Below are 13,999 nucleotides of genomic sequence, written 5' to 3'. Positions count from 1 at the left end.
TTGGGTGGAGCGCAGCGCAACCCAACACCCACACCTTACGGCGTGAACTGCTCCTTGAGGATGCGTTCCTCGAAGTTCAGCTCCGGGTCGAACAGCAGGGTCAGGGAGACGTCGCGCGCCTCTTCCACGTCGACGCGGATGGCGTCGCGCATTTCGGTCGAGTCGGCGACGGCGCTGACCGGGCGCTTGGCCTCCTCCAGGATGTCGAAGGTGATCTTCGCCGCGTGCGGCAGCAGCGCGCCGCGCCAGCGCCGCGGGCGGAAGGCGCTGATCGGGGTCAGGGCCAGAACGCCGGCGCCCAGCGGGATGATCGGCCCGTGGGCCGACAGGTTGTAGGCCGTGCTGCCGGCCGGCGTGGCGACCAGCACGCCGTCGCAGATCAGTTCCGGCAGGCGGGCGACCCCGTCCACGGTGATGCGCAGCTTGGCGGCCTGCCGCGTCTCGCGCAGCAGGGAGACCTCGTTGATCGCCAGCGCCTCCACCTGCCTGTTGTTGACGCAGGTCGCCCTCATGCGCAGGGGATGGAGCGTCACGCGCTGCGCGCTCGCCAGCCGTTCCGGCAGATCCTCCTCGCGGAAGCGGTTCAGCAGGAAGCCGACAGACCCGCGGTTCATGCCGTAGACCGGAGGTGGGTTCTGTCCGTCGCGGCCGAGCGCGCGGTGCAGCGTTTCCAGCAGGAAGCCGTCGCCACCCAGCGCCACGATGATGTCCGCCTCCTCCAGCGGCACATTGCCGTAGCGGTGCACCAGCCGCGTGCGCGCCCGCCGCGCCTCCTCGGTGTTGGCGCAGCAGAAGGCGATCCGCATGTCGTCCGGCATGCGGGGCGGAATCTGGGTCAGCGGATCCGCAAGCGGATCGGCGGGCGTGTTGGCGGCGGTCTCGGTCATGGGATCTCGGTCATGGCGCACCGACCATAGCGCAGGACCGGATCCCGAAGAAGCCCGGCAGGGTCATAGGGGAGTGTTCCGCCTCACCCGCCGGTCACGCTCATGTGGCGGGGCACGGCCGGGCCCTTGTGGCGGCGGTCGATGATGAAGTCGTGGCCCTTGGGCTTGCGGGCGATCGCCTCGCGCACCGCGCCGACCAGCAGGTCGTCGTCGTCGCTCATCCGCAGCGGCGTGCGCAGATCGGCGGCGTCCTCCTGGCCCAGGCACATGTAGAGCGTGCCGGTGCAGGTCAGCCGCACGCGGTTGCAGCTTTCGCAGAAATTGTGGGTCAGCGGGGTGATGAAGCCGATTCGGCAGCCGGTCTCGCCCACCCGCACATAGCGCGCCGGGCCGCCGGTGCGGTAGTCGATCTCCTCCAGCGTCCAGCGCTTGTCCAACTCCGCCCGAACCATGGAGAGCGGCAGGTACTGGTCGAGCCGGGCCGAGTCGCCGATCTCGCCCATCGGCATGACCTCGATGAAAGTCAGGTCGAAGCCGTGCTCCCCGCACCAAGCGACCAGCCGGTGGAATTCGTCGTCGTTGACGCCCTTCAGCGCCACCGTGTTGATCTTGACCTTGAGCCCCGCCTCCTTGGCCGCCATCAGGCCGCCCATCACCTTGTCCAGCCGGCCCCAGCGGGTGATGGCCTGGAACTTGTGCGGGTCGAGCGTGTCCAGCGACACGTTGATGCGCCGGACGCCGGCCTCCATCAGGTCGCCCGCGTACTTGAACAGCATGGTGCCGTTGGTGGTCAGCGTCAGCTCGTCCAGGTCGCCTGCCTTCACGTGGCGGCCCAAGCTGTGGATCAGCTCGTGGATGCCCTTGCGGACCAGCGGCTCGCCGCCGGTCAGGCGCAGCTTGCGGGTGCCCAGCTTCACGAAGGCGGAGCAGACGCGGTCGATCTCCTCCAGCGTCAGAACTTCCGCCTTGGGCAGGAAGCTCATGTCCTCGGCCATGCAGTAGACGCAGCGCAGGTCGCAGCGGTCGGTGACGGAGACGCGCAGATAGCTGACGGTCCGCCCGAACGGGTCGACGAGCGGAGCGGGAGCGGTCGGCGGCAGGGTCGTCATCGGAAGGCTTCTCCCCACGGATCCGGGACTACAGCGGCGGGCAGGCTGATTATGACGCCAAACCCGGCCTCTCCATATAGGACGTTGGTGCGGGTTTTTCGCCCCTTGGAAAGGCGGGGGCAAAAGACCACGCCCCGTCGGGCGGGACCTTGACGGTAATCAAGTCCCGGCCCGGCTGGCCTGCGGTCAATGGACGCTGCCCGGATCCTCCGGGTCGGTTCCGCGCGCCAGTTCGCGTTCGCGCAGATAGTCCTCGGTCGTGCGCGGCCCGCGCGGGCCGCCCATGGCGAAGGGAGCGTCGCCCTGCTCGAACTGGTCGATGACGCGGCAGTCGCCGCACATGCGCATGCGGTTGGCGGCCTCCGGCGTGGCGAACATCGCGTGCTTGCCGGCCAGCGCCGCCACGATCTTCTCGATGGACGACTTGGTGGCGAAAGGCTTGCCGCACTTCACGCAGCAGAAGGGCTCCTCCTCCTTGATCACCTTGGCGCCGCGGGCGCTGTCGCGGAAGTCGATCTCCGGCACCAGCGCGATGACCTTCTCCGGGCAGGTGTTCCGGCACAGGCCGCACTGCACGCAGGCGTCCTGGGAGAAGGACAGCATCGGCTTCTCGGCGTTGTCGAGCAGCGCGCCGGTCGGACAGGCGCCGACGCAGGCGAGGCAGAGCGTGCAGCCTTCCACCATCACCTGGACGCGGCCGAACGGTGCGCCGGGGACGAGCGGCAGCACCTCCACCGGCTCCGGCGCGACCTTGTGCAGGTGTCGCAGCGCCAGCATGGTGACGGTGCGCTTGCCGCCCATTGGCAAGAAGGTGGCCGGAAGGAAGGTGCCGGCCGCAGCGCCCGGCGTGCGCGGCAGGTCCCACAGCTCCGCCTCCACCGCGTCGGGGTCCCGCGCGTCGATGATCGACACGCGCCCCGACCCGTAGCCGAGCCCGGCCATCGCCGTCTCGGCCAGCCCGATCTGGCTGGCGAGCCCCGCCGTCTCCCCCTCGTTGCCCGGCCCGATGAGCACGCGCACCTGCGCGGCGCCATAGGCCAGCGCCGCCGCGAAGGCGTCGAAGCCCAGCTGCGTCACCTCGTTGACCGCGAAGGGCAGCACGCGCGCCGGCAGGCCGCGCCCGTGCCGCGCCATCAGCGAGATCATCTCGTCGCCGTGCCGCGGGTCGTGGACCAGCAGGACCGCATCCGTTCCACCCGCCTTGGCGTAGGACGACAGCAGCGTGCGCAGCCGCTCGTACACCGTCTGCTGCGGCGGCAGGGCGTAGGTGCTGGCACCCGTGGGACAAACCGCGGCGCAGGACCCGCAGCCGGCGCAGATGTGCGGGTCGATGACGACGTGGTCGCCGTTCGGCGTGATGGCGCCGGTCGGGCAGACGTCCAGGCAGCGGGTGCAGCCGGTCTTGCGGCTGCGCGAATGGGCGCAGAGGTCGGCCTTGAAGTCGACGTAGCGCGGCTTCTCGAACTCGCCCACGAGGTCGGCGGCCTTTAACAGCGCGTCGGCCACCGCGGCCGGGCTGTCCGGGTCTGGGCGCAAGTAGCCGTCGCGCTTGCCGTGGGCGGGGAACAGCGGCGCGCCGCCCGTCAGGTCGACGATCACGTCGCAGCGTGACGCGGCGCCCTGCCGCGGCGGGTCGAAGGCCAGCGCGGCGCGCGACGCCGGGATGGCCGGCGCGTAGTCGTCCACCACGATTTCGAAGTTGCCGAGCCAGCCCTTGGCGGCGCGGATGGTGCCCTTGAAGACCGGCACGTCCATGACGCGCGGCGGCGCCACGTCCCTGGGGTTCTTCAACAGGACGGTGACGTCCAGGCTGCCGGACAGGCGCCGCGCCGCCTCGATGGCGCGCTCGTCGGTGCCGTAGACCAGGCAGGTGCCTTCCGAGGTCAGCGTGATGGTGCCGGTCGGCGGGATGTCCAGCGCGGCCTCCGCCAACAGCGCGGCGATCTTGGGCAGCGCCTCAGCGCCCTCGTCCGACCAGCCCGCGCGCTCGCGAATGTTGGTGAAGGCGACCATCGCATCGGGGTTGTCCTCCGCGGCGATCTCCGCGAACAGCGGCGCCTCCTGCGTGCAGGCGACCAGCAGCGGCCCGCTTTCCTTGACGCGCGCCTCAAACCGGTCGAGCTGCGACCGGCACAGCTGCGTGGCGACGGCCAGGTCGCCCTCAGCGGCCGCGGCGGTCCCGCAAGCCTTGGCCAGCGCCTTGCCGTCGAGCGCCATCGTGTGGGTGCAGTCGCACACCATCACCGTCCGGCCGTTGATCTTCATCGCAATGCTTCCTGTCCCTGGCCAAAGCGCCCGCACGGCCGGTCCTGCGGCCCGCGCGTTCCTCATCCGTACATATCGATACGGGGCCGCCGTTGCGACCCGAAAATTTTCGGCGCAGGATGCCGGCCATCGAATCATTCCAATTGGATGCCCACCCGGTCATGACGAGCCCGCTCACCCTCCGCGACGCCCGTGTTGAGGACGTTCCCGCCTTCCAGCGCATCTACGCCCACCATGTCCTGCACGGCGTCGGCACCTTTGAAGAGGAACCGCCGGACGCGGCGGAGATGGACACGCGCTTCCGCGCCATCACCGGGGCCGGGCTGCCCTGGCTGGTGGCGGAGCGGGACGGGGTCGTGCTGGGCTACGCCTACGGCAGCGCCTACCATGTGCGCTCCGCTTACCGCTTCACGATCCAGGACTCTGTCTATGTGGCGGAGGAGGCGCGCGGGCAGGGCGTCGGGCGCGCGGTGCTCCAGGCGCTGATCGACCGCTGCACCGATCTGGGCTACCGGCAGATGGTCGCGCTGGTCGGCGGAACGGAGAATGCCGGCTCCATCGGGCTGCACACGGCGATGGGCTTCCGCACCTGCGGTGTGGTCGAGGCGGTGGGGCTGAAGTTCGGCCGCTGGCTCGACCTCGTCATGATGCAGAAGGAGCTTGGCGCGGGGCGCAGCGATGTCCCCACGGGCGCTGGTCCGGTGCAGCCGGTCGCGGTGCGGTAGTTTCGGATTCTCGCAGGCAACAGGGTTTGCACGGATTTCCCGGATTTTGGCACGGATTTCACGAATTTTTTTGAGCCTGCCGAGTTGCCGCTGATCGTGCAACGGCCACTGCGCACGTCCAAACAATTTCCGTGTAATCCGTGCTTAAATCCATGAAATCCGTGCTTAAATCCATGAAATCCGTGGAGATCTTGTTGCCCGCAACGGTGTTCTTCACACGCCCCGGTGTTCCTCACACGGCCGCCAATTGTCCTTCCAGGAATGCCACGGCTGGAGCCAGCGCGGCGGTGGTCTGGCGGACCAGGGCGGCGGCGTCGCCATCGCCGGTTTCCACGGCGCGCTCCAGCGCCTGGGCGGTGCCGCGCAGCGCCATGCAGCCGTAGACGCCCGACACGCCGGCGATTTTGTGGGCCATAGCGCCGACCGTGGCGGTGTCGCCCGCGGCCCAGGCCTCGGCCAGACGGGCGTGGTACTGGTTCAGCGTGTTGACCGTCCCGGTGACCAGCGCCGCCACCCGCTCGGCCGGCAGAAGGTCGCGCATCTGGCGGACCGCGCCATCGTCGAAAGGCGGGGCATCGCAAGCCGGGGCGCCGGCGTCCGAAGGCGGCGGCTCCACAACGGTCGGCGGCCGTGCGCTGGCGAACAGGCGGTCCAGCACGGGGCGCAGGGCGTCGTAGCGCAGGGGCTTTTCCAGCACCTCATCGGCGCCGGCGGCCAGCGCGCGCTCCCGGTCGCCGGGCACGGCGCTGGCGGTCAGCATGACGATGCGCGGCCGCGGCCGTTCCCATTCCGGCCGAGCGCTGGCCGACCGCGCGAGGATGCGCCGCGTCGCCTCGATGCCGTCCATCTCCGGCATGCGCAGGTCCATCAGCACGAGGTCGCAGCCGTCCCGCTCCACCGCCGCCAGCGCAGCGCGGCCGTCGCTGGCCAGAGCCACCCGATGCCCGGCGCGGCGCAGGATGGCCATGGCGGCCATCTGGTTCACCGGCTCGTCCTCGGCCAGCAGGATGTGAAGGGACAGCTTATCCTCGGTGGGGTTGGCCTGGGTGGGACCGGCCTGGGTGGCGGTGGCGGTCACGTCCGGCGGGAGTTCGGCCACGGCCGGAACGGCGCGCCGGGCGCGGGCGGCCGCGACGGCGCCCAGCACGCAGCCCGCCGCCAGCACGGCCAGCGCTGCGGCCAGCCCGGTTCCGGCCGGCCCGTACATCAGGCCGGCGGCGATCCGGTCCCGCTCCGCCATAGTGGAGTCGCGCAGCGCCTGTGCCAAGCGCCCGGATTGGGCGGCGACCTCCTCGGCCCGCGCGCGCAGGGCGTCGGCGGTGTCGGCGGCGGTGGCCGCCAGGCGCGCCTGCTCCTGGCGCAAATCGAACAGGTTGCCGCTGTCCACGCCCAACGCCACCAGCCGGCGTGCCGCCTCGGCGCGACGCGGGCTGAGGTGGTCGATGCGCAGGGCGCCCAGCGCGTCCAGCAGCGTGTCGGCGGTTTTTCGGAAGGCGGCCCTGGGCGCAGCCGTGGCGGCCTTGGGCATCGGCGCCCGGGACAGCCCGGCGTCGAGCAGCTGCGTGCCGAGCGCCCGCCCGGCCTCCTCGATGGCCGGGCGCGGCCCGCCGGGCGGCAGGCTGTCCAGCGTCTCCATGAACTCCGCCATGCGCGCGCCCACCTGCTCCAGGACGGCGCGCAGTTCGTGTTCCACGGCCAGCCGCTCGTCCACCGCGCGGTTCAGGTCCTCCACCCCCACCCGCAGCGCCGCGGCCGAGGCGCGCAGGGCGGCGATGCGGTCGCGCTCCGCGTCCCGGTCGTGCAGCAGGGGGTCGCGCAGCAGGGCGTCCACCGCATCGCCGAGCTGCTGCACCCGCCGGTTCAGCGCCGGGTGCAGGCCCTGCCGAAGCGGAAGCGTCGGCGCGGTTTCGAGCTGCGTCACCACGGTGGCGACCGCCCCCGCCGTGCCGGAAAGCCGCATCAGGGCCAGCGTGTCGTCCAGCCCCTTCTCGACACGGGTCCGCAGCATCTCGTCCGTGCCGGTCATGGCGTAGCGGCAGGCTCCGCCGGCCAGCAGCCCGGTCAGCGCGGCGGACAGGAGCAGCGCCACGGTCCACGGCGTCCAGCCGTTCCGTGGGATCGCTCCATCCTGTCCGGCATCCTGTGCGTGCATCGCCGCCCGACCGTTTCTATTCATCACCCCGTTATACCGGCTTGCGCCGCGATTTCCATGGGCGTTCGGTCACAGCCCGCCGCCGCCCGCCCAACCGGCGGATCCCAACCGACACATCAGAGCGCGGAGCGGTCCTGCGAGAAGGCCGGATCCTCCAGCCGGTGCAGCCGCGCCGCGCCGGTCAGGGCCGCCCGCAGGATCAGCGTCTTGCGCCGCGCGGGCGCCAGCCGGCGCTCCGGCGCCTCGCGCAGCACCTCCGCGCCGTAGGCGTCGGCGACCATCAGGCCGCAGTCGTCGGGGATCAGCTCGGTCGGGAAGGCGTCGTCCACGGCGAAGTAGAAGGCGTCGCACCAGTCCTGGTATTCCGGCCACTTCTGGTCGGAGCGGAAGTCCGGAACGCCGCTCTTCACCTCGACGATGACGACGGTGCCGGCGTCGTCGATGGCCAGCACGTCTGCCCGGCGACCGCTGGCCAGCCGGAACTCGGCCATGCTGACGAAACCGCGGGCGGCCAGCGCCCGCCGCACGCCGCGGAAGATGGGCACCGCCCCGGAGGCCGGGAAGAGGGTGTCCGGGGCGGACGAGGACGGCGTGACGTCGTCCGTAGAGATGGGGGCGGAGACGGGGGCGGAGGCGGGTTCGGTCATTCCGGGCAGCGGTGGGATTGGGAAACGGAATTGAGAGAACGCTTCGGGAACGGGCCCCACCTTGAACCGACTCCGCGCCGTTGCCAAGGGGCAATTCATCCCCCGTCGAGGCTCTGTCGAATGGCGGGCTTGATCCTGGCGGCAGTCGCCGTAGGCTAGGCAATCGAGACCCCGAGCATGCAGGGAGATGCCGGACCGTGACCAAGGACGGTGGAATCCGGCAAGACCGGCAGGAGGCGGGCGCGGTTCTGGTGTTCGACGCGACCGGCGGGCTGCTGTCCTGGGATCGGGCCGCGGCGGAGCGCCCCGGCGCCGCGGGGCGGCTCGTCCGGGGCGCCCGGCCGGAGGCGCTGGCCTGCCTGTTCGACGCGGACGGTGGCGAGGGCGCCGGGGCCGGGCCGGGGGTGACGGTGACCGACTGGCCGCTGTCCGACGGCGGCTTCGTCCGCCGCGTGACCATGTCCGCTCCATCCCGATCCTCGGTGGCACCCGCCCTGCCGATGCCAGTTGCGCCGATGCCGGCGACGGACCCGTCCGGCCGGCTGTTCGCGGCGGCGAGCCACGATCTCCGCCAGCCCCTGGCCGCCCTGTCGCTTCTGCTCGGCGCGCTGGAAGGCCGCATCGACGCCGGCCGGGGCTCCCCGCCGCGCGGTCCCGGCCGAGGGGCGCCCGGTGGCGCTCTTGGTGGCGCGGCGGACGCCGCGTTGCGCGATCTGGTCAAGGCGATGGGCAACGCCATCCAGTCCATGCGCGGCATGGTGGACGGCCATTTCGACCTCGTGCGGCTGGAAGCGGGCCTCGTCCAGCCGGACGTCGGCAGCCCGGTGGTCAACGGCATCCTGACGCGCATCGCACTCGACGCCGCGCAGCAGTTCGCGGACCGCGGCCTGCGCTTCTCCGTTCTTCCCTGCTCCGTCCGCGTGCGAACCGACGCGTCGTTGCTGGAGCGCATCCTCCAGGGCTTCGTCGGCGACACGCTGCGCCACACCGAACGCGGGCGCGTGGTGCTCGGGTGCCGGCGGCGCGGTGGCGACCTGCGCATCGAGCTGTGGGCGACGGGCCGCGGCCTCACGCCCGACCAGCTCGACGCTCTGCGCCGGGGCCTGGGGGATGGCGCCGACGACGCGCCGGAGGGCGGGGGAGGGGCCATCGATTTGGGCGCCATTGATTTGGGCCTGCGCCTGGCGCGCGGGCTGGCGCGGCGGCTCGGGCACCGGATCGAGGTGGGTTCGGTGGCCGGGCGCGGCACCATGGTCGCGGTCGTCCTGCCCCGCGCGACCGACGCCGCGGAGGACGCGCCGGCGCCCGCGCCGGAACCGGCCGGCGAGGCGCCCGCGCCGGGCGACATCAGTCGGGCGCGCGTCCTGGTCGTGGAGGACGACCCGATGGTGCTGGACGCGCTGGACGCCCTGCTGAGCCAATGGGGCTGCGCGGTGATCGGCGCGGAATCGGTGGACGCGGCGCTGGAGCGGCTCGGCCCGGGCGAGCGGGCGCCGGACCTCGTGATCTCCGACCTGCGGCTGAAAGGGGCGGCGAACGGGATCGTCGCCATCCGCCAGATCGCCAAGGCCCTGGACAGCGAGGTGCCGGGCCTGATCCTGACCGGCGACACCGACCCGATGCGCCTGCGCGAGGCGCGCCTGTCGGGCTATCCCCTGCTGCACAAGCCGGTGGCAGCGCTGGCCCTTCGAGCGGCGGTTGCACGGCTGCTCGGCCGTGATCGCCTGAGATCGTAGATATTCATTCAAATTTGAGTTTTCTGAGCATTTGTGTGCATTGCGAAATCTTCGACCGGCGTGCGTTGCAGCCTTGTCATTTTGCCGCATTGAACACGCCCAAATGATCGTTCCGTTAAACGGGTGTTTCCTTTATTTTGGAATCCCGTAAGCCTTTCGGGGGATTTCCGGTCTTTTTCGGTTCCGGGCGTTGCGCCGAACCGGTATACATCGTCTTTGAAGCGTTTCCGGCGAGAACGGAGCCATGGCGGTTCGGACAGGCAACAGACGAAGGTCACTGGCGGTGCCGGTCCTGGTTGCGGCCGGCCTGCTTCTGTCGGTCGCCGCCTTCGTCCAGATGCTGACCACCAGCCGGGAGACGGAGCGCGCCCTGTTCGAACGGCAGGCCGTCCAACTTCACGACGCCCTGAAGGAGCGCGTCGACAGCCACACGCTCCTCCTGCACGCTTTGCGCGCGGCCTTTTCCGGACAGGTGCCGGTCACCGGCGGCAACTTCACCGCCGCGATCCAACCCATGCTGCCGCTGTTTCCCAGCATGGTCGCGGTCGCCTGGGTGCGGCGCGTCGCCGTCCACGACGTCCCGGCGCTGGAGGCGGAGATGCGGGCGGCCGGCAGGGCGGATTTCACGATCCGCAACGCCTTCGGCCCGCTGCCGCCGGATCTTCCCCCCGACGGCACCCTGGACGTGAACATGATGATCGAGCCGGAGTGGGAGTCCGGCTTCGGGCTCGGCGTCAACGTCGGCTCGCTGCCCGGCCGCGCCGCGGTGCTGGAGCGTGCCTGCGCGACTGGCGACGTGGCCTCGGCGGTGGCGGCCGCCCCGACGGGGCGCGCGTGGACCGGGCACAACATCGTCCTCTACATCCCGGTCTACCGGCAGAACGCGGAAATCGCCGATCCGAACAGCCGCTGCGCGCAGCTGTCGGGCTTCATGGGCTCGGTGCTGAACGTCGACCGGCTGCTGGTCGAGGCGGTGCAGCGGGCGAACCCCACCCGCGGGCGCATCCATCTGCTGGACATGTCCGGGCCGGACGGCGCCCGCCGCTTGGCGACCGTGCAGGCCGCGGGGGGCGCCGGGCTCCCGGACGTGCCACCCGGCGGAGCCTCGCCCGCGACCTCACCCCTGGCGACCTCACCCGTGGAGGCCTCGGCCCCGGCGGCCCCGCTCCCGGAAGCCTGGACCGCGGAGGACGAACGGCGCCTCGCCGGTTCGACCCTGTTCCAGCAGACCCTCCTCGTCGGCGGACAGCGCTGGCAGCTGGTGCTGGAGGTGCCGCCCGGCGGCGTCATCGGTCCGGCCGACTACCCCGCGCTGGCGGTGCTCGGCATGGGGCTCCTGCTGACGGGGGCGCTCGCCGGCTACACCCGGCGGGAGGCCCAGGCCAAGCGGCTTCTGCAGACCGAGGCGCGGGCGCGCGCCGCCATGGCGAGGGCGTTGCGCGAAAGCGAGGAGCGCTTCCGGCTGGCGCTGCGCCATTCGCGGGTCGCGGTCTTCAGTCAGGACCGGAACCTGCGCTACATCTGGATGTACAACCCGCAGACCTCCCGCCCGGCGGAAACCTACATCGGCCGCACCCACGCCGACCTCTACGCGCCGCAGGACGTGGAGACGCTCGACCGCATCAAGCATGCGGTGTTGGAAACCGGCATCGGCGTCCGGCAAGAGGTGCGCGTGTCCACCGGAGGCCGCACCCAGGTCTTCGACCTGATCGTGGAGCCGCTGCGCGACGACGCCGGGGCGGTCTGCGGCGTGATCTGCGCCGCCATCGACATCACCGAGGCGTCAATGATCCGCGAGGCGCTGGCCGAGGCGCACGCCGAGGCGGAAAGCGCCAACCAGGCGAAGTCGCGCTTCCTGGCGGCGGCCAGCCACGACCTGCGCCAGCCCTTCCAGGCCATGAGCCTGTTCCATCACATCCTGTCCGCCAAGCTGACCGACCCCGCCCAGCGGGAGGTCGCCGACAAGCTGGGGGAGGCGCTGGCGTCGGGCAACACGCTGCTCAACACGCTGCTCGACACCTCGGCGCTGGAGGCCGGCAACGTGAAGCCGCGCCCGGTCGTCTTCCCCTTCCAGGACGCCGCCGAACGGCTGGGGCGGGAGTTCAGGGAGCAGGCGGCCGGCAAGGGCCTGACCCTGCGCACGGTGCCGACCTCCGCCATCGTGCGCAGCGATCCGGTGCTGCTGGAGCGCATGGTGCGCAACCTGCTGGTCAACGCGCTCCGCTATACGAACGCGGGGCACATCCTGCTGGGCTGCCGCCGCCGCGGCGGCCGACTGCTGATCGAGGTGTGGGACACCGGCCCCGGCATCCCGCCCGACCAGCAGCAGCGCATCTTCGAGGACTTCTACCGCTGTGGCACCGACCAGCGCGACAGCGCGCGCGGCCTCGGCCTGGGCCTCTCCATCGTGCGGCGCACCGCGCACATCCTCGGTCACCAGGTCGAGGTGCGGTCGCGCGTCGGCAAGGGCACGGTCTTCTCCATCGCCGTCCCGCTGATCGGCGACCGCCTGCACCCCGTGCCGAAGGAGCCGGAGTCCGCCGCCCCGGTGTGAAGGCCCCGTGTGACGTCCTGCCTTTAGTTGTTAACGAAAAGTAAACGCGCCCGTACGTTGCGACGCCGTTGACCTAGGTCATTCGGCAATATCTTGCGGCGCGGTATGACTGTGCCTGGGCAACACTTCGGTGGTTGACGGCGGCGCTGGCCGCAGTGGCCGGCCGATGTTGGCCGGCACCGGGTGGACCGGGGCGCGGCGGCCGTGGACGACCGGGGGTGCGACACTGTTGCACTGCAACACGCCCGGGAATCGTCCGCGGCTGTCACATCCCTTTCATGGTGTCGCGCTATTCAGGATGCCCACCGGCTTTGCGCGCGGTCCCGTCCGGGGACGGCGGGCGGGGCCCAAAAAGCAGGCCGCGGCCGTCCCAAGCCGCAGGCCGGGAGGATTCGGCCGAGGATCCCAAGGATCCACAAGGTTTCCGGGCCGCTATCCGCTTTAGGAGCTTCTCTATGGACACCGTCACCGCCACCGCCGCCATCACGAACGACCTGGGCAAGAACGGCTCGAATGCCATGATCGAAAACGTCACCTTCGAAGAAATCCGGATCGGCCAGCAGGCGAGCCTGTCGCGGCGGCTGACCATGTCCGACATCGAGCTGTTCGCGACCGTCTCGGGCGACATCAACCCCGCCCACCTGGACGAGGAATACGCGGCGGACAGCCTGTTCCACAAGGTGATCGGCCACGGCATGTGGTCGGGCTCGCTGATCTCGGCCGTGCTGGGCACGCTGCTGCCGGGGCCGGGCACCATCTACATGGGCCAGGATCTGCGCTTCAAGCGCCCGGTCGGCCTGGGCGACGTCATCACTGTGACGGTCACCGCCAAGGAGAAGCACGACGAGAAGAACATCGTCGTCTTCGACTGCGTCGCCCGCAACCAGGACGGCAAGGAGGTCGTGTCCGGCCTCGCCGAGGTGATCGCGCCGACCAAGAAGGTCCGCCGCGCCGCCCACGAGCTGCCGCAGGTCCAGGTGATCCGCCACGACGGCCATGACGAGCTGCTGCGCAAGACCGAATCCCTGCCTCCGGTCCCGACCGCGGTCGTCCACCCCTGCGACGAGTCCTCGCTGAAGGGTGCCGTCGAGGCGGCGGAGGCCAACCTGATCGACCCGGTGCTGGTCGGTCCGGCGTCCAAGATCAAGTCGGTTGCCGACCAGTATGGTCTGGACATCAGCCGCTACCGCATTGTCGACGTGCCGCACTCCCACGCTTCGGCCGAGACCGGCGTGAAGCTCGCCCGCGTCGGCGAGTGCGAGGCGGTGATGAAGGGCAGCCTGCACACCGACGAGCTGATGGCCGAGGTCGTCCGCAAGGAGACCGGCCTGCGCACCGGCCGGCGCCTCAGCCACGTCTTCGTGATGAACGTGCCCACCTACCCGCGCACGCTGCTGATCACCGACGCGGCGATCAACATCTACCCGACGCTGGAAGACAAGGTCGACATCGTCCAGAACGCCATCGACCTCGCCAAGGTGCTGGGCGTGGAGACGCCGCGCGTCGCCATCCTGTCGGCGGTCGAGACGGTGAACCCGAAGATCGCCTCCACGCTGGAGGCCGCAGCCCTCTGCAAGATGGCCGACCGCGGCCAGATCAAGGGAGGCATCCTGGACGGCCCGCTGGCCTTCGACAACGCCATTTCCGCCGAGGCCGCAAAAACCAAGGGCATCACCTCGGACGTCGCCGGCAAGGCCGACATCCTGCTGGTGCCGGACCTGGAGGCGGGCAACATGCTGGCCAAGCAGCTGTCCTTCCTGGCCAATTCCGACGCTGCCGGCATCGTTCTCGGCGCCCGGGTTCCGATCATCCTGACCAGCCGCGCCGACAATGTCCGCACCCGCCTGGCGAGCTGCGCCGTGGCCGTGCTGTCCGCCGCCGCCCGCCGTCGCGGCGCCGCCGCTGCGGCCGAGTGACGGAGGGG

General features: G+C 70.8%; 9 protein-coding genes. 4 read left to right on the top strand and 5 right to left on the bottom strand.

The window, feature by feature from the left end; all coding sequences use genetic code 11:
- Positions 1-35: 35 nt before the first annotated feature.
- The 3 genes from M2351_RS11955 to M2351_RS11945 all read right to left on the bottom strand — a co-directional run bounded on the left by M2351_RS11955 (position 36) and on the right by M2351_RS11945 (position 4,261).
- Entirely contained in the window at positions 36-887 is an 852-nt protein-coding gene (locus M2351_RS11955) for an NAD kinase (protein ID WP_406567378.1), read from the bottom strand.
- Positions 888-970: 83 nt separating this feature from the next.
- Entirely contained in the window at positions 971-1,996 is a 1,026-nt protein-coding gene (moaA, locus tag M2351_RS11950; protein ID WP_264656280.1) for a GTP 3',8-cyclase MoaA, read from the bottom strand.
- Positions 1,997-2,182: 186 nt separating this feature from the next.
- Entirely contained in the window at positions 2,183-4,261 is a 2,079-nt protein-coding gene (locus M2351_RS11945; RefSeq protein ID WP_264656279.1) for a 4Fe-4S binding protein, read from the bottom strand.
- A gap of 161 nt (positions 4,262-4,422) precedes the next feature.
- On the opposite strand from M2351_RS11945, the gene M2351_RS11940 reads away from it, so the two are divergent.
- Positions 4,423-4,986, top strand: coding sequence for a GNAT family N-acetyltransferase (locus M2351_RS11940; protein ID WP_264656278.1), 564 nt, complete (start codon positions 4,423-4,425; stop codon positions 4,984-4,986).
- Between the two features lie 232 nt (positions 4,987-5,218).
- On the opposite strand, the gene M2351_RS11935 is transcribed toward M2351_RS11940, so the two are convergent.
- Positions 5,219-7,075, bottom strand: coding sequence for a response regulator (locus tag M2351_RS11935; RefSeq protein WP_264656277.1), 1,857 nt, complete (start codon positions 7,073-7,075; stop codon positions 5,219-5,221).
- 179 nt (positions 7,076-7,254) lie between these two features.
- Positions 7,255-7,785, bottom strand: coding sequence for an MmcB family DNA repair protein (locus tag M2351_RS11930; RefSeq protein ID WP_264656276.1), 531 nt, complete (start codon positions 7,783-7,785; stop codon positions 7,255-7,257).
- Between the two features lie 197 nt (positions 7,786-7,982).
- Between M2351_RS11930 and M2351_RS11925 the strand changes: the two genes are divergently transcribed.
- The 3 genes from M2351_RS11925 to M2351_RS11915 all read left to right on the top strand — a co-directional run bounded on the left by M2351_RS11925 (position 7,983) and on the right by M2351_RS11915 (position 13,991).
- Positions 7,983-9,521 carry a hybrid sensor histidine kinase/response regulator gene (locus M2351_RS11925; protein WP_264656275.1) on the top strand — a complete coding sequence of 513 codons (1,539 nt, stop codon included), beginning with the start codon at positions 7,983-7,985 and terminating at the stop codon, positions 9,519-9,521.
- A gap of 283 nt (positions 9,522-9,804) precedes the next feature.
- Complete coding sequence (locus tag M2351_RS11920; protein WP_264656274.1) at positions 9,805-12,075, top strand: sensor histidine kinase; 2,271 nt, start codon at positions 9,805-9,807, stop codon at positions 12,073-12,075.
- Positions 12,076-12,593: 518 nt separating this feature from the next.
- Positions 12,594-13,991 carry a bifunctional enoyl-CoA hydratase/phosphate acetyltransferase gene (locus tag M2351_RS11915; protein ID WP_264656870.1) on the top strand — a complete coding sequence of 466 codons (1,398 nt, stop codon included), beginning with the start codon at positions 12,594-12,596 and terminating at the stop codon, positions 13,989-13,991.
- Positions 13,992-13,999 lie beyond the last annotated feature (8 nt).

The sequence above is a fragment of the Azospirillum canadense genome (assembly GCF_025961225.1).
Taxonomy (GTDB): domain Bacteria; phylum Pseudomonadota; class Alphaproteobacteria; order Azospirillales; family Azospirillaceae; genus Azospirillum; species Azospirillum canadense.
The sequence above is the reverse complement of the archived record's forward strand: the minus strand, read 5'-3'. Positions and strand labels throughout refer to the sequence as shown.

Bases quoted from the DNA above. Each gene is read 5' to 3' on its own strand.
- M2351_RS11955 (WP_406567378.1), bottom strand. From the start codon at position 887: ATGACCGAGACCGCCGCCAACACGCCCGCCGATCCGCTTGCGGATCCG.
- moaA (WP_264656280.1), bottom strand. From the start codon at position 1,996: ATGACGACCCTGCCGCCGACCGCTCCCGCTCCGCTCGTCGACCCGTTC.
- M2351_RS11945 (WP_264656279.1), bottom strand. From the start codon at position 4,261: ATGAAGATCAACGGCCGGACGGTGATGGTGTGCGACTGCACCCACACG.
- M2351_RS11940 (WP_264656278.1), top strand. From the start codon at position 4,423: ATGACGAGCCCGCTCACCCTCCGCGACGCCCGTGTTGAGGACGTTCCC.
- M2351_RS11930 (WP_264656276.1), bottom strand. From the start codon at position 7,785: ATGACCGAACCCGCCTCCGCCCCCGTCTCCGCCCCCATCTCTACGGAC.
- M2351_RS11915 (WP_264656870.1), top strand. From the start codon at position 12,594: ATGATCGAAAACGTCACCTTCGAAGAAATCCGGATCGGCCAGCAGGCG.